At 68.1% G+C, this 15,214-nt stretch carries 11 protein-coding genes and 1 tRNA gene; 6 read left to right on the forward strand and 6 right to left on the reverse strand.

Annotation, left to right across the window (positions count from 1 at the left end; genetic code table 11):
- Positions 1–117 precede the first annotated feature (117 nt).
- Positions 118–264: a helix-turn-helix transcriptional regulator gene (locus AC4GY7_RS08585; RefSeq protein ID WP_491113712.1), complete on the reverse strand. Its 147-nt coding sequence runs from the start codon at positions 262–264 to the stop codon at positions 118–120.
- Between the two features lie 547 nt (positions 265–811).
- Between AC4GY7_RS08585 and AC4GY7_RS08590 the strand changes: the two genes are divergently transcribed.
- The gene (locus AC4GY7_RS08590) at positions 812–1,981 is read left to right on the forward strand and encodes a tyrosine-type recombinase/integrase (RefSeq protein ID WP_491112985.1); all 1,170 of its coding nucleotides are present in this window, start codon (positions 812–814) and stop codon (positions 1,979–1,981) included.
- Between the two features lie 62 nt (positions 1,982–2,043).
- Here AC4GY7_RS08590 and AC4GY7_RS08595 read toward each other — a convergent pair.
- The 5 genes from AC4GY7_RS08595 to AC4GY7_RS08615 form a co-directional block, all read right to left on the reverse strand.
- Positions 2,044–2,127 (reverse strand) — tRNA-Leu (locus tag AC4GY7_RS08595).
- Between the two features lie 60 nt (positions 2,128–2,187).
- Positions 2,188–2,469 carry an integration host factor subunit beta gene (locus tag AC4GY7_RS08600; protein ID WP_443583824.1) on the reverse strand — a complete coding sequence of 94 codons (282 nt, stop codon included), beginning with the start codon at positions 2,467–2,469 and terminating at the stop codon, positions 2,188–2,190.
- 131 nt (positions 2,470–2,600) lie between these two features.
- Positions 2,601–4,319: a 30S ribosomal protein S1 gene (gene rpsA / locus AC4GY7_RS08605; protein WP_443583823.1), complete on the reverse strand. Its 1,719-nt coding sequence runs from the start codon at positions 4,317–4,319 to the stop codon at positions 2,601–2,603.
- Positions 4,320–4,535: 216 nt separating this feature from the next.
- Positions 4,536–5,732 carry a sensor histidine kinase gene (locus tag AC4GY7_RS08610; protein ID WP_491112986.1) on the reverse strand — a complete coding sequence of 399 codons (1,197 nt, stop codon included), beginning with the start codon at positions 5,730–5,732 and terminating at the stop codon, positions 4,536–4,538.
- Positions 5,722–7,029 (reverse strand): sigma-54-dependent transcriptional regulator, encoded by a 1,308-nt coding sequence (locus tag AC4GY7_RS08615; RefSeq protein WP_491112987.1) that lies wholly within the window; start codon positions 7,027–7,029, stop codon positions 5,722–5,724. The genes AC4GY7_RS08610 and AC4GY7_RS08615 overlap by 11 nt, the downstream gene beginning before the upstream one ends.
- A gap of 42 nt (positions 7,030–7,071) precedes the next feature.
- Between AC4GY7_RS08615 and AC4GY7_RS08620 the strand changes: the two genes are divergently transcribed.
- The 5 genes from AC4GY7_RS08620 to AC4GY7_RS08640 are packed head-to-tail and all read left to right on the forward strand — an operon-like array spanning position 7,072 to position 15,213.
- Entirely contained in the window at positions 7,072–8,358 is a 1,287-nt protein-coding gene (locus tag AC4GY7_RS08620; protein ID WP_491112988.1) for an efflux RND transporter periplasmic adaptor subunit, read from the forward strand.
- Between the two features lie 14 nt (positions 8,359–8,372).
- Complete coding sequence (locus tag AC4GY7_RS08625) at positions 8,373–9,068, forward strand: ABC transporter ATP-binding protein (protein ID WP_491112989.1); 696 nt, start codon at positions 8,373–8,375, stop codon at positions 9,066–9,068.
- 9 nt (positions 9,069–9,077) lie between these two features.
- A complete protein-coding gene (locus AC4GY7_RS08630; RefSeq protein WP_491112991.1) occupies positions 9,078–11,498 on the forward strand; it encodes an ABC transporter permease in 2,421 nt (806 codons plus the stop codon).
- A gap of 36 nt (positions 11,499–11,534) precedes the next feature.
- Positions 11,535–13,958 (forward strand): ABC transporter permease, encoded by a 2,424-nt coding sequence (locus tag AC4GY7_RS08635; RefSeq protein ID WP_491112992.1) that lies wholly within the window; start codon positions 11,535–11,537, stop codon positions 13,956–13,958.
- Positions 13,951–15,213, forward strand: a complete 1,263-nt coding sequence (locus AC4GY7_RS08640) for a TolC family protein (protein ID WP_491112993.1) — start codon at positions 13,951–13,953, stop codon at positions 15,211–15,213. The genes AC4GY7_RS08635 and AC4GY7_RS08640 overlap by 8 nt, the downstream gene beginning before the upstream one ends.
- Position 15,214: the final 1 nt, after the last annotated feature.

Raw genomic sequence — 15,214 nt, forward strand, 5'->3', positions numbered from 1 at the left:
TGTTTACGTAAGCATCTTAAAGCAGAAAAGGCATGGCGATGGGATGACATGACTCTACTTGTTTAAGTATGTTTACGAAAGTGAAACGAATAAAGGCGCTACGTTAACATAAAAGAACTACCATCCGAAAGACGCTGGGCGTTCGGCAAGCCATTTGCATACGTCAACAGATTTCCAGCCAACTGCCCTACGGCCAATCTGGATAGGGCGCGGGAAATCCCCACGATCCATGGCGGCATAAATAGAGTTGTGGTAAGTCAGAATAAAAAAAAGTCATTTATACAACTAAGCCTCATCCTCCAAGGAACGTATAAGTCTAAAATGTCGTCAAACTGCATGATGTAAGCCGCTGTTAGACAATAGGAATCATCGTCACATTGGATAAAAATAGATGTAGAAATTTTATGCTAGCTTTGATCCATGCTATCACGCTCCGCTCCCGATGAATCGATCCAATTCCTGCAAAAAGTAAAACCTGCGTCCACCGACTTTTACGCTGTTGGGCGGAAGCCCCTTCCGCTGTCGCTCGGAGAGCGTCTTTGCTGACAGGCCTAGGTACGCAGCGGCATCGCTACGCGACACTCGCCCGTCGGGGTGCACGGTAATCCTTACATTACTTCTGGACGGCATTGGGTATCCCCACATCAAGATGGCGGCCACGTAATGCCCTTCGATATATCTCGCAAGAGAAATCAAACTTAAGGCATTTAACCTAGTCAATATGTCTAGATTATCTTCTTTACGATTACTTTATATGCCTTAAAGTCAGCTGGGTTTGACTCTGACGTAAGACTGAGTTTATCGAAGTTGCATGACGATTCGATTTTCTAAGCTTACAAGGCCCGCCATCAAGGCGCTTGAAGTCGGGCAGACCCTCTTCGAACACGGCATAACCGCGAAGCGTCTTGCCAACGGAGACACTGCCTACAGCGTCAACGTGATGGTCGATGGGCAGCGCATTCACCGGGCCGTTGGACGATCTAGTGAAGGGGTCACGCGCGAGCAGGCAGAGCGGGCTATAGAAGTCCTACGCACGAAAGCGAGGGAAGGGCGGTTGGACCTGCCCAAGGGGCGCAAAAGCCACCCTACGTTTGCGGAATTAGCACCTGAGTACATCGCTCGGCTTAGCCTGCACGGTGGCCGAAACATTAAAGCCAAGCGGCAGCACGTCGAGCAGCTTCTGATGCCCTTCTTTGGGCCAATGCGCGCCGACAGGATCACTGCAAGCCATGTGCAAGATTATGTACGGCGGCGGTTAGAAACCGGGCTCAAACAGGCAACCGTCAATCGGGAATTGGCGACCCTGTCCCACATATTCCGGCGCTTCGCGAAATGGGGATGGATCAAAGCGGACGATATTCCGGACCTAGAGAAGGGGCCCGAACCACGGAAACGGATCGTCGTGTTATCCGAGCAGGCAGTGGTCAAATTGATGGAAGCAGCGGTTGCGGATCAAGACCCCCGGACTTGGCTCTTTGTCGCATTCGGGCTCAACACGGCCATGCGGCATGGCGAGATTGTACGAACGCGGTTCCAAGACGTGGACCTCGATTCGCGGCGAATTTTTATTCCGCAGGCGAAGGCTGGTGAGCGTGAGCAGCCGATTACCCCCGCGTTGGCTTCGCTGATTCGCGACCAGCGGGAGATGCACGGCGATGGCGCAACGTGGCTCTTCCCGTCGCGGAACAAGGCGGGGAAGCATCCCCATCGGATCAGCATGGCCAAACCGTTCCTACGTGCAGTGATGCGCGCTGGGCTAAACCCAAGCGAGGTCACGCCGCATGTGATGCGTCATACCGCTATCACTCGGTTGGTCCGGGCAGGAGTCGACTTGCCAACGATCCAGCGAATCAGCGGTCACAAGACGCTCGCCATGGTGCTGCGTTATGTCCACATCCACGGGGATCACATCGACAAAGCGATTGCGGTGATCGACAACTCATTCGCCGATGTGATTGCACCGAAACTACACGCCGCGTGAGGGGGGACAGAAGCGCTCCCCTCCCATATTTGAAGAAACAAGCATTTTCAGCAGCTTAACCGTGGTGCGGACGGCGGGACTCGAACCCGCACTCCAGGGGAAGCCGATTTTAAGTCGGCTGCGTCTACCGGTTTCGCCACGTCCGCACACGCGCGCACGACAAGCGCAGCGAGGGGCGGGCGTCAAGCCGCCATCGACGGCAATGGTCAGGCGACGTTGAGCCGTGCGCGCATTTCCTTGCCGGGCTTGAAATACGGAACGCGCTTGGCGTTCACGGCGACGATTTCGCCGGTGCGCGGGTTGCGGCCGGTGCGGGCGTCGCGCTCGCGGGTAGAAAAGGCGCCGAAGCCGCGCAGTTCGACACGGCCATTGGATGCCAGTCGCCGGGTAATCTCGTCGAAGAACGTCGTCACGATCGCCTCGACATCATGCGTCGCGAGGCTCGGGTTATGATTACAAAGCTTCTGCACTAATTCAGATCGGATCATCGCAAGGTCCCTACCCGCGCTCGTTCGTGGGGCGCTTGATAAAGATCAATTCAGGACGCGTATAGAGCCGGATCGTACGTACTTGACAAAAAAAGAAGGGCCGGAGCAGCAATGCTCCGGCCCGTTCTCCTTTACTTCTTTTCGGCGTCCGAGCGGGCCTTCAGCGCCTCGCCCAGGATGTTGCCGAGCGTCGCGCCCGAGTCGGACGAACCGTACTGGGCCACCGCCTGCTTCTCTTCGGCGATTTGCATCGCCTTGACCGAGAAGGTCGGCTTCTTGGACCGGTCGAAACCGGTGACCATCGCGTCGAACTTCTGGCCGACCTGGAAACGCTCCGGACGCTGCTCGTCGCGGTCGCGGCCAAGATCGGTGCGCTTGATGAAGCCGGTCGCGCCATCGTCGCCCTGCTGCACTTCGAGGCCCGCATCGCGGACTTCGAGCACGGTCACGGTGACGATCGCGTTCTTGTTCAGGCGATCGCCCGATGCGCTCGCGCCGCCGACCGACGGGCCGCCACGCTCGAGCTGCTTCATGCCGAGGCTGATGCGCTCCTTCTCGGCGTCGATGTCGAGCACGACCGCCTGCACGGTCTCGCCCTTGCGGTGCAGGTTGAGGGCATCCTCACCCGACACGCCCCAGGCGATGTCCGACATGTGGACCATGCCGTCGACGTCGTTGTCCAGGCCGATGAACAGGCCGAACTCGGTCGCGTTCTTGACTTCGCCCTCGACGGTCGAACCGATCGGATGGGCGGCGGCGAACGCTTCCCACGGATTGTTCTGCGCCTGCTTGAGGCCGAGGCTGATGCGACGCTTGTCCTCGTCGACCTCGAGCACCACCACATCGACTTCCTGCGAGGTCGAGACGATCTTGCCCGGATGGACGTTCTTCTTGGTCCAGGACATTTCACTGACGTGGACCAGGCCTTCGATGCCCGCTTCCAGTTCGACGAACGCACCATATTCGGTGATGTTCGTGACGCGGCCCGACAGCTTCGCGCCGACCGGATACTTGGCCGATGCGCCATCCCACGGATCGGACTCGAGCTGCTTCATGCCGAGGCTGATGCGCTGCGTGTCCTTGTTGATGCGGATGATCTGCACCTTCACGGTGTCGCCGATCGCGATCATTTCCGACGGGTGGTTGACGCGCTTGTAGCTGAGGTCGGTGACGTGCAGCAGGCCGTCGATGCCGCCCAGGTCGACGAACGCACCGTAATCGGTGATGTTCTTGACGACGCCATCGATGATCTGGCCCTCGGCCAGGCTCTGGATCAGGCCCGAACGCTGCTCGGCGCGGGTTTCCTCCAGCACGGCGCGACGCGACACGACGATGTTGCCGCGCTTGCGGTCCATCTTCAGGATCTGGAACGGCTGCGGGATGTCCATCAGTGGCGTGACGTCGCGCACCGGACGGATATCGACCTGCGAACCCGGCAGGAACGCCACGGCGCCCGACAGGTCGACGGTGAAGCCGCCCTTGACGCGGCCGAAGATCACGCCCTCGACGCGGGCGGTCTTGCTGAATTCCAGCTCCAGCTTGTCCCAGGCGGCTTCGCGGCGGGCGCGGTCGCGGCTGAGCATCGCTTCGCCATGCATGTTCTCGACGCGGTCGACGTACACTTCGACTTCGTCACCGACCTTCAGGTCGGCCTTCTGGCCCGGTGCGGCGAATTCGCGCAGCGGCACGCGGCCTTCGGACTTCAGGCCGACGTCGATGACGGCGAGGTCGTTCTCGATCGCGGTGACGGTGCCGTGCACCACGCGGCCCTCGAAGCTGTCGGCACCGCCGAACATGTCATCGAGCATCGCCGCGAAATCGTCGCGGCTGGGAAGGGCTTGGGTAGCCATAGGGTTAGAGTGTCCTCGAGTTTTATCTGTTTCCGGCCAAGCGGTTGGCTCCGCTGGTCTTGGCTGAAAACGCCACGGCGGCCCCATGCCGGTCGCGGCATCCAGCGGGCAGGATCGGGCGGAGGAGATACGATGCGCGGATGCGAAAAGGGCGCTGAGCGGCTGGGCCGATCTGCGCCGTCCTCCGCGAGCTCCTGCTCGTCGGACCGGCGGCCCTTAGGCGAAACCGGCCGTTTTGGCAAGGTCGCAAGGCTTTGCTCCGCCGCCGCCCGCGCAGGTGCGCAGTTCGAAGGTGGTGGTGGCGACCGGCAGCAGCCAAAGGTCGCCGCCATGCGCACGGGCGATGCGCTGCGCCAGGCTGAGGCCGATCCCCGATCCCGACGGCTTGGTGGTGAAGAACGGGCGGAAGATGCGCGAACGGTCGGCGGGGGCGATGCCTGCGCCGCTGTCCGCGACGGATACCGTCAGGCGCCCGGTGCCGATCGCAAAGGCCAGCGTGATCCGCGGCGGTCCCGGCGCGGCGAGCGCCGCCTCCGCGCCATTCTGCAGCAGCGCCCAGATCGCCTGCGTCAGCTGGTCGCGGTCGACATGCGCGATGGCATCGGCGGGCAGATCGAGCGCCAGCGCGACCGACGTCCCGAAGCGGCTGGCGAACAGCCGGCGCAGATCCTCCGCCAGATCGCCCAGCGCCACCGGTGCCGGCAGCGGGTCGGGCAGGCGTGACAGCAGGCGATAGGCGCGGGTGAAGCCTTCCAGTCCCTCGACGCGCCGCGCCAGCGTGGCGAGGATATCGGGCAGCATGGCATCGCCGCGGGCGGCGGCGGTGACTGCGCTGTCGGCCAGCGAGACGACGGGCGACAGGCCATTGAGCAGTTCGTGGCCGAGGATGTCGATCATCTCGTTGCCCGCGCGCATGTCGGCGGCCTGCGCCTCCGCCTCGACGTCGATCAGGACGAGCTGGCGTTCGCCGGCGCCGATCTCGACCGCGTCGATCCGCCAGTGCCGCCCCTCGTGGCTTAGCCGGTCGGCGCTCCGGTCGAGCAGCGCCGGCACGGCGGGCAGGATGCGGTCGTCCGTGTCGAACACGATCCGTGCCGCGCGGTTGATCGCATGCGCGCCGGCCGCATCGACGCGGACCAGCGGCAGCGGCACCTGATCGAGCAGGGGGCGCAAGGGTGCAGGTTCGGCATCGGCGCGGCCGGCGGTCGCGTCCTTGGCGCGGGCGCGGCGATGCAGCGCCTGCCAGCCGTGCGAGCCGGCGATCCCGGACAGGCACAGCGATGCGCCGAACAGCGTCGCCCACCAGTGCATCTGCCAGGCGAGCACGCATGCCGCGCCGCTGGCGGCAAGCAGGCCTTCGGTCGCCAGCACGCTGCCGGCCGCGCGCCACGCGAGCGGCCGATCAGAAGCCATAGCGCTCCATGCGGCGGTATAAGGCCCCGCGGCTGAGGCCCAGCGCGTTCGCCGCGTGGGTGACGTTGTGATGGTGTTGGCGCAGCGCCGCGGCGATGACCGCGCGCTCATTCTCCTCCAGGTCGAAGCGCGACGGGGCGGTAGCGGCGGGGACGGCCGGGGCGGGCGCCGGCGGCAGCAGCAGGGCGGTATCGATCACCCCGCCGTCGCCGAGCAGGACGGCGCGCTCCACCGCGGCCGCCAGCCCGCGCACTTCGTCCGGCCATGGCGCACGCAGCACGGCGGCCTCGGCCGCCGGGGTCAGCTGCGGCACCGGGCGCCCGTGCCGCTCCGCCGCAATCCGGACGAAATGGCGGGCGAGCAGCAGCGCATCGTCCCCGCGGGCGGCGAGCGGGGGCAGGGCGATCTCCACGGCGGCGACGCGTCGGGCTAGCGCCGGGTGGATCGCCGCTGCGTCATCGGCGATGGCGATGATCCGCGCCGCGTCGGGTAGACGGTCGAGCAGGCGCGCTTGCTCCACCGCGTCGAGGGCGGAGAGATGGCGCAGCAGCAGCGTGCCGGATGCATCGTCCAGGCGCTGCCACGCCGGGGCATCGCGCAGGTCGACGCGGATCATCGGCTGCGCCGCATGAGGCGAGGCGGCGTGGATCGCGGCCGCGACCAGCGTGCGGCCGGTGCCCGATGCGCCGGTGACGAGCACGCCGGCCAGCGTCGGCCCGACGCGGCGGATCAGGTCGCGGGCGCGGACGATCCCGTCGCTGTCGCCGATCAGCCGCAGCGCATCCACCTGCGGCCGAGGATCGACCGGCGACGGCATCGATGCGGCCGTCGCCGGAGCCGCCGCGCGTTCCAGCCGGGCGAGCAGATCGGCGTTGCGCCACGGCTTCATCACGAAATCGCGCGCGCCGGCGCGCATCGCCTCCACCGCGATGCGGATGCCGCTGTGCGCGGTGATGACCACCACCCTGGCGCCCGGATCGTCGGCGAGGATGCGGCCGAGCAGCGCCATGCCTTCTTCGCCGCCGGTCCGCCCCGCGGCATAGTTCATGTCGAGCAGGATCGCATCGTACCGCCCGACCGCAAGCCGCGACAACGCCTCCTCCGGATCGGCGGCGCGTTCCAGCGCGTGACCGGCGAGCCGTACCGCCAGCCCGAGCGATTCGGCGACATGCGGATTGTCGTCGATCAGCAGGATCGACAGCGCGCTTGACGACCCCGCCGGCCGTCCATTCGTGGACGGTCCGTCCGACCGTGGACGGACAGGATCGTCCGCCTTCTGCAAAAACCGTTTATCCATAGCACTTTAGGCTTTTCGTGGGTGGTGAGCGACACTGCGCCCATGATGACCGAACCCGATCACGGCGCAAGCACCTCTCCCGGAGCGGCGATGGACCGGCGCGTCGCGCGCCCTCGCCGGCCGTGGTGGCGGGGGCGCCCGGCCCTGATCGGCGTCGCCGTTCTGCTGATCGCGCTGGCGGTGTGGCGGGTGCTGCCGGCGAGCGGATCCACCGACATCGCCGCCGCCGACATCGAGACGGGGGAGGTGACGCGCGCCCGGTTCGACGATTATCTGCCGGTGCGCGCGACGGTGGCGCCGCGGGTGACCACCTTGGTCGGCGTGCTGTCCGGCGGCCAGGTCGAGCGGCTGCTGGTGCAGGACGGCGCAACCGTCACCGCGGGGCAGCCGCTCGCCACGCTCGCCAACCCGGAACTGCGCCTGGACGTGCTCACCCGCGAGGCGCAGATCGCCGGGCAGCTCGGCAGCGTCGCGGGCGAAGGGCTGGGGATCGAGCGCAACAGCCTCGATCGCGCCGCCCAGGTCGCGCAGGCGGAATACGACCTCATCAAGGCGCGGCGCGATCTCGCCGTCCGCCAGCAGTTGCACGATCAGGGCTTCCTGTCGGATGCCGGCGTGCGCAGCTTCCAGGAAGAGGCCGCCTATCAGGAAAAGCGGCTGGCACAGCTGCGCACCGGCCGCGCGGCGGAGGCGCGGATCACTGCCACGCAAAGCGCCCGCCTCGCCGACACGCAGCAGCGCCTGTCCGGCAACCTCGCGGCGGTACGCGGCGGGCTGGAGGCGCTGACGATCCGCGCGCCGGCGGCCGGGCGCCTCACCAACTTCACGCTGCAACCGGGGCAGACGCTGAAGCCCGGCGACCCGGCGGGGCAGGTCGACAGCGAAGGATCGTGGAAGCTGGAGGCCGACGTCGACGAATATTACCTCGGCCGCGTCGCCGTGGGGCAGCGCGCCCGCACGCTGGACGGCGCGGCGCTCACCGTATCCAAGGTGCTGCCGGCGGTGAAGGACGGGCGCTTCCGCGTCGAACTGACCTTCGACGGCGCCGGACCCCGGGGGCTCAACCGCGGCCAGACGCTCGATATCCGGATCACGCTCGGCAGCGCCGCGGTCGCGCTGGTCGCGCCGGTCGGCGGCTGGCTTGAGTCGGGGGGCGGCACCTCGGCCTTCGTGCTCGACGCCGACGGCGCGCATGCCCGGCGCCGGGCGGTGAAGACCGGCCGCCGCAATCCCGAGCAGGTCGAGATCCTGTCCGGCCTGAAGCCCGGCGTCCGCATCGTCACCAGCAACACCGCGTCCGTGAAGGGCGACATCCTCAACATCCGCTAGCCGGGAGAGCCGACATGATCCGTCTCGAAAACATCCAGCGCCGCTATGTGTCCGACGAGGTCGAAACCACCGCGCTGCGCGACATCGACCTGGAGGTCGCCGACGGCGAATTCCTCGCCATCATGGGGCCGTCGGGCTGCGGCAAGTCGACGCTGCTCAACACGCTGGGCACCGTCGACCGGCCGACCGCGGGCCGATATCTGTTCGGCGAGCGCGACCTTGCCGCCTTGAGCGAGAAGGAGCTGGCGAAATTCCGTGGCGCGACGCTCGGCTTCGTCTTCCAGAGCTTCAACCTGATCGACGAGCTGACGATCGAGGAGAATGTCGCGCTCGGCCTCGCCTATCGCAAGGACACGGCGACAGGGGCGGGGCAGGCCGGTCGCCGGGCGCGGGTGGCGGCGGCGATGGACAAGGTCGCGATCGCCCACCGCGCCCGCCACTTCCCGCACCAGCTGTCCGGCGGCCAGCAACAGCGCGCCGCCATCGCCCGCGCGATCGTCGGCGATCCGCAGCTGATCCTCGCCGACGAGCCGACCGGCAACCTCGACACCGCTAACGGCGAGCAGGTGATGAACATCCTCGCCAGCCTCAATGCGGAAGGGGCGACGATCGTGATGGTCACCCACTCGCCGAGCCATGCCGACATGGCGAAGCGGCGGATCGACATGCTCGACGGCCGCATCGTCGCCTCCGCGATGCGCGCGATCTGAGGCGGCGCGATGAACGGCCATGTCCCGACGACGCTGCATCGCGCGCTGACCCGGCACAAGGGCTATGCCGCGCTCAACATCGGCGGGCTGGCCGTAGGCATTGCGGTGTGCCTGGTGCTGGGCCTCTACGTGCGATTCGAGCTGGGATTCGAACGCTGGCTCCCTCACCATCGCGAGCTGTACCTCGTCCAAAGCGAATTGCACCTCCCCGGCAGCCCGTTCAACGGCGCCTATCCGCAGACGATGGCCGGCATGCTGGAGCAGATGCGCGGGGACTTCCCCGGCCTGGTCGGGACGCGCATCCGCGGCGGCAAGGACGGCGGCAGCGTGCTGCGCGCCGGCGAGGCGCTGCGGATGGATGTGGCGCAGGTCGATCCGTCGTTCTTCTCGGTCTTCGCCTTGCCGATGGTGCGTGGCGACGGGGCGGCCGCACTCGCCGATCCCGCGGCGGCGCTCGTCAGCCGGTCGGCGGCGCGCACGCTCTTCGGCGCGGCGGACCCGATCGGCCGGACGCTGACGATCGCGGTCGATGATCCGCGCCCGTATCGGGTCGCTGGCGTGTTCGAGGACCTGCCGGCCGATACCGACCTGTCCGCCACCATCCTGATCCCGATCCCGCGCACGCCGCCGCCCGCCGAATGGGCGTGGTACAGATGGGGCACCGCCGCGGTCACCACGGTGCTGCGCTTCCCCACGCCCGCCGCCGCGGCGCGCTTCACCGCGCAGATGCCGGCGTTCATCCGGCGACACGCGGGACAGGATCTGGGGCCGGCGCCGGACAAGGTCATCTCGCTGTCGTTGCTGCCGGTCACCCGCGTTCACCTGCAACCCTTCGGCGGCGAGAACAGCGGCCGTCCGCTGATGATCGCGGCGCTGGGCATCGTCGGCGTGCTGACCCTGTTGATCGCTGCGGTGAACTACGTGAACCTTGCTACTGCGCGTGCCGGGCTGCGGGCACGCGAAGTGGCGATCCGCAAGGTTCTGGGCGCGGATCGGGCGATGCTGATCCGGCAGTTCCTGGGCGAAGCGATCCTGACCGTGGCGATCGCCGCGCTGGTCGGGCTGATCCTGGCCGAACTCGGCCTGCCGCTCGTCAACGCGGCGGCGGGCTTGTCGCTTGCGCTGCCCTACGGACTCGTCGTTCCGGTGCTGGTGGCGGTGACCCTGGTGATCGGCGTGATGGCAGGCGCCTATCCCGCCCTGCTGTTGTCCCGCTATCCGGCCGCCGCCGTACTCGCCTCGGCACGGGCACCCGGCGGCGGCCGGACGGGCACGCGGGCGCGCGAGGCGCTGGTCGTGGTGCAGTTCGCCCTTGCGGTCGCCTTCATCATCGGCACGATCGTCCTCGCGGCGCAGGCCTTTCACGTCCGCCGATCCGATCTGGGCTTCCGCCGCGACGGGCTGATCGTGGTGCCATCGCTGGCCGACAGGCGGATCTTTCCGCCGCAGTCGCGACCGATCATCGCCGCGTTCCGTCGCCTGCCTGGCGTCGTCGCGGCGGGGGCGGGCAGCGTCAGCCCCGGTGGTGACGGCATCGGCAACATCGATTTGATCGAGCGGCCCGGCGGGCCGGGGCTGACGATCATGGCCGTTACCGTGGGACCGGATTTCTTCGCCGCATACGGCCCGCGTCTGCTCGCCGGCCGCCTGTTCGACGACAGGCACGGCGCCGACGATGCGAGCGACTGGACCCGGTGGAAGCAGGGCCGCAACATCGTCATCGACCGCACCGCCGTGCGGGCGTTCGGTTTCCGCTCGCCGGCCGATGCGATCGGCAGGACGGTCGGCGGTGTCATGCCGAGCACCATCATCGGGGTGATCGACCCGGTGCGCTTCGCATCGCCGCGCACGCCGCAACGGGCGACCTATTACCAATATTACCGCGACATGCCGCCCGCGCCCGTGGCCGCGATCCGCTTCACCGGCGATCCGCGCGTGATGCTCGACCGGGTGCGCGATACGTGGCGGCGGCTGGCGCCCGATGTGCCGTTCATCGCGGACACCGCCGACCGGCGATTGGCCCATTTCTACGAGGATGACGATCGCGCCACGCGCCTGTTCGCGATCGGGGCGGGACTGGCCGTGCTGATCGGCTGCGTCGGATTGTGGGGACTGGCCGCGTTCAACAGCCAGCGGCGGGTGAAGGAGATCGGCATCCGCAAGACGCTGGGCGCCTCGTCCGCCGATATCGTGAGGCTGCTGGTCGGCCAGTTCCTGCGCCCGGTGCTGATCGCCAACCTGTTCGCCTGGCCGCTCGCCTGGGTAGCGATGCGGACATGGCTGGCCGGGTTCGGCGACCGGATCGCGCTGTCGCCGCTCTATTTTCTGGCCGCCAGCCTGCTCGCGCTCGCCATCGCCCTGCTGACCGTCCTTGCCCAGGCGCTCCGCGCCAGCCGTGCGGCGCCTGCCTGGGCGCTGCGCCATGACTGACCGCCCCGCCCGCCTCCTCCTGAACGGGATCGTCCCATGAACCGCTTCGCGCTGCTTTCGCTATATCGCTCGCTCACCCGCCATAAACTCTATGCGGCGCTCAACATCGGCGGGCTGGCGGTCGGCATCGCCGTCTGTCTCGTACTCGGCCTCTACGTGCGCTTCGAGACGGGGTACGACACGTGGCTGCCCCGCCACGACCGCATCTATGCCGTGCAGACGGTGTGGAGCATGCCGGAAAGCCCGGCGAACGGCGCCTATCCCTATACGATGGGCGGTCTGCTCGATCAGATGCAGGCCGACTTCCCCGGTTTGGTCGGTACGCGGATCCGCGGCGGCAACGGCAGCGTGCTGCAGGACGGCCGCGCCACGCAGGAGGGGGTGGTGCAGGTCGACCCCGCCTTCTTCCAGGTCTTCGATCTGCCGATGGTGCGTGGCGACGGGCCGAGCGGCCTCGCCCGGCCGGGGGGCGTGCTCATCAGCCAAAGTGTTGCAGCCAAATATTTCGGCACTGCCAACCCGATCGGTCAGCCGCTGACGGTGGCGATGGATGCGCCGGGCAGCTACCGCGTCGCCGGCGTGTTTCGCGATCTGCCCAAGGACAGCGAACTCGATTTCTCCATCCTGATCCCGCTGCCGCGCACCCCGCCTTCGACGAACTGGTTCCACTGGGGCAGCACCTCGCTCCAGACCTTCCTGCGCTTCGAAACGCCCGCGGCGGCACGTGCCTTCGGCGAAAAGATGCAGGCATTCGTCAACCGGCACGGCGGCGAACTCGCCGCACCGGGCGAGCGGCCGTGGGCGGTGCAGCAGTTGCGCCTGCTCCCCGTCGCCCGCCTCCACCTCGAACCGCAGGGGCAGGAGAGCGGCAGCCGTAAGACGACGGTGGTGACGCTCGGCTTGGTCGGCGTGCTGACGCTGCTGATCGCGATCGTGAACTATGTGAACCTCGCCACGGCGCGGGCGGGTCTGCGTGCCCGCGAGGTCGCGATGCGCAAGGTGCTGGGCGCCGACCGGCTTTCACTGGTGCGCCAGTTCCTCGGCGAAGCGATGCTGACCGTCACCGCCGCCGCGCTGGTCGGGCTGATCCTCGCCGAACTGGGGCTGCCGCTGGTCAATGCGGCGGGTGGCCTGTCGTTGACGCTGCCCTATGCGGTGGTCGTGCCGGCGCTCGCGCTGCTGGTGCTGCTGGTCGGCATCGTCGCGGGATCCTATCCGGCGGTGCTGCTGTCGCGCTTCCCCGCCGCCGCCGTGCTCGCATCGGCGCGCACGCCGGGCGGGGGGCGATCGGGCGCCCGCACGCGCGAAGCGCTCGTCGTCCTGCAGTTCGGCCTGGCCATCGCCTTCACCATCGGCACGATCGTACTGGTCGCGCAGACGCGGCACGTCCGGCAGACCGATCTCGGCTTCCAGCGCGACGGGCTGCTGATCCTCGGTTCCATCGCCGACGGCCGGGTGCCCCCGGCGCAGAAACGCTCGGTCGTCAACGCCATCGCCGCGCTGCCGCAGGTCGTCGACGTGACGCTGTCGAACGGCGTGGCGGGCGGCAGTGGCGAGGACAATGCCAATAACGTGCCGTTGCCGGGCGTGCCGGGCAGCGGCCCGTCGCTGCGCTGGGAGGTCGTCGGACCCCGCTTCTTCGATACCTATCGCGCGCGGCTGATCGCGGGCCGGCTGTTCGACAGCGCGCATGGCGCCGACGACACCCAGACGCGGGATCCGGCGAAGGGCATCAACATCGTCGTCAACCGCCGCGCGCTGTCCTCGCTTCGCCTGGGCTCGCCGGAGGAGGCGATCGGCAAGACGGTCGGCGGCAACCGCCCCCGCACCGTCATCGGCGTCATCGACGACCTGCGCTTCGCCTCGCCGCGCGATTCCAATGCGCCGACCTATTACATGTACCAGAGCCGGCCGGAGACGCTGGACACGGCGATGGCCACCCTGCGCTTCCGCGGCGATCCGCAAGCCGTCACGGCGGCGGTGCGCGGCGTGTGGCAGCGGATGGTCCCGCAGGTGCCGTTCCAAGCGAAGACCGCCGATCAGCGGCTTGCCGAATTCTACAAGGCCGACGACCGGGCGACGCGCCTGTTCGGCACCGGCGCCGTGCTGGCCGTGCTGATCGGCTGTGTCGGCTTGTGGGGGCTCGCCTCGTTCAACACGGCGCGGCGGGTGAAGGAGATCGGCATCCGCAAGACGCTGGGCGCGTCGTCCGCCGATATCGTCCGGCTGCTGGTCGGCCAGTTCCTGCGTCCGGTGCTGCTCGCCAACCTCATCGCCTGGCCGATCGCGTTTATCGCGTTGCGTAGCTGGCTCGCCGGGTTTGCGGATGCGGTGGCGCTGTCGCCGCTCTACTTCCTTGCCGCCAGCCTGCTGGCCACCGCGATCGCGGTGCTGACGGTGCTCGGCCAGTCGCTCCGCGCCAGCCGCGCCACCCCCGCCTGGGCGCTGCGCCATGATTGAGCGGCGTATCTGCGCGACGCTGCTGGTCGCGGCGGCGCTTGTCGTCGCGGCGCCCGGCTATGCCGAGACGCTGCCGGAGGCGATCGCCGCCGCCTGGGCCGGCAATCCCGAACTCGCCGCCGCCCGCGCCCGGCAGGAGGCGTTGGCCGAAACGCCGCGACAGGCGCGCTCGGCCGGGCGACTGACTGCCGCGGCGAGCGGCAATGCCGGCTACGACGAACTCGGTTACGGCCGGTCGGGCAGCACCGGCGTGGTGGCGACGCTGCCGATCTGGACCGGCGGGCGGGTCGCATCGTCGGTGCGGGCGGCCGACGCCGATGTCGCATCGGGCGCGGAGATCGTGCGCGATGCGGAGGCCGCGGTGCTCCAGCGCGTGGTGGTCGCTTACGCCGCCCTCCTCTACAATCAGCAGGCGGTGGAGGTGGCGCGCGTCGGGATCGAGCGGCTCGACCGGCAGGTGGCGGAGGCGCAGTCGCGCTTCGGGCTCGGCCAGGCGACGCGCACCGACGTCGCGCAGCTCCAGGCGCAGCGGGCCAGCGTCGTCGCCAATCTTGCCGACGCGGAAAGCGCGCTCACCGCGACGCAGGCGGCCTATCGCGCGGTGGTCGGCCGCGATGCCGGCGCCTTGTCGGCCGACATCGCACCATCGCCGCTGCTACCCCTTACGCTCGCCGATGCGCGAACCGCGGCGGAATGCGCCAATCCGCTGCTGCTCGCCCAACGACGCATCGTCGATGCGTCCGCCGCCAGGATCGATCAGGCGCGCGCCGAGCGGATGCCGGGCCTCGATCTGGCGGGCGGCTATGGCCGCGGATGGCGAAGCGCCGGCGGCGACTGGCGCGGCTTCGACAGCGCGGCCAGCGTCGGCGCGACCGTGCGCATCCCGCTGCTGACCGGCGGCCTCGTCGGCTCGCGCGTCCGCCAGGCGGAGGCGACGTGGCGTGCCGGTCGGTACCAGGCCGATGCCGCGGCGCGCGAGGCGGTGCGCGGCACCGATGCGGCATGGGCGGACCTCACCGCCGCGCAGGCGCGGCTGCGTGCCGGTACTGAAGGGTTGGCCGCCGCCGACCTCGCGCTGAAGGGCGTGCGGGCGGAATATGGCTTTGGCCTGCGCTCGACGATCGACATCCTCGTCGCCGACCAGAGCTTCCGCGCCGCGCAGCTCGACGTCGCGCGGGCGCAGGCCGACATGCTGACGGCGCAGGCCGCCTTGCTGCGCGCGGTCGGCCGGATGCAGCCCGATGCCTTTCGGTGAC

This window comes from Sphingomonas sp. SP5 (assembly GCF_058313455.1).

What these genes read in the sequence shown, in the direction of transcription:
- AC4GY7_RS08620 (WP_491112988.1), top strand. Translation starts at nt 7,072, where the DNA reads ATGATGACCGAACCCGATCACGGCGCAAGCACCTCTCCCGGAGCGGCG.
- AC4GY7_RS08630 (WP_491112991.1), top strand. Translation starts at nt 9,078, where the DNA reads ATGAACGGCCATGTCCCGACGACGCTGCATCGCGCGCTGACCCGGCAC.
- AC4GY7_RS08610 (WP_491112986.1), bottom strand. Translation starts at nt 5,732, where the DNA reads ATGGCTTCTGATCGGCCGCTCGCGTGGCGCGCGGCCGGCAGCGTGCTG.
- AC4GY7_RS08640 (WP_491112993.1), top strand. Translation starts at nt 13,951, where the DNA reads ATGATTGAGCGGCGTATCTGCGCGACGCTGCTGGTCGCGGCGGCGCTT.
- rpsA (WP_443583823.1), bottom strand. Translation starts at nt 4,319, where the DNA reads ATGGCTACCCAAGCCCTTCCCAGCCGCGACGATTTCGCGGCGATGCTC.
- AC4GY7_RS08590 (WP_491112985.1), top strand. Translation starts at nt 812, where the DNA reads ATGACGATTCGATTTTCTAAGCTTACAAGGCCCGCCATCAAGGCGCTT.
- AC4GY7_RS08635 (WP_491112992.1), top strand. Translation starts at nt 11,535, where the DNA reads ATGAACCGCTTCGCGCTGCTTTCGCTATATCGCTCGCTCACCCGCCAT.
- AC4GY7_RS08625 (WP_491112989.1), top strand. Translation starts at nt 8,373, where the DNA reads ATGATCCGTCTCGAAAACATCCAGCGCCGCTATGTGTCCGACGAGGTC.
- AC4GY7_RS08615 (WP_491112987.1), bottom strand. Translation starts at nt 7,029, where the DNA reads ATGGATAAACGGTTTTTGCAGAAGGCGGACGATCCTGTCCGTCCACGG.
- AC4GY7_RS08600 (WP_443583824.1), bottom strand. Translation starts at nt 2,469, where the DNA reads ATGATCCGATCTGAATTAGTGCAGAAGCTTTGTAATCATAACCCGAGC.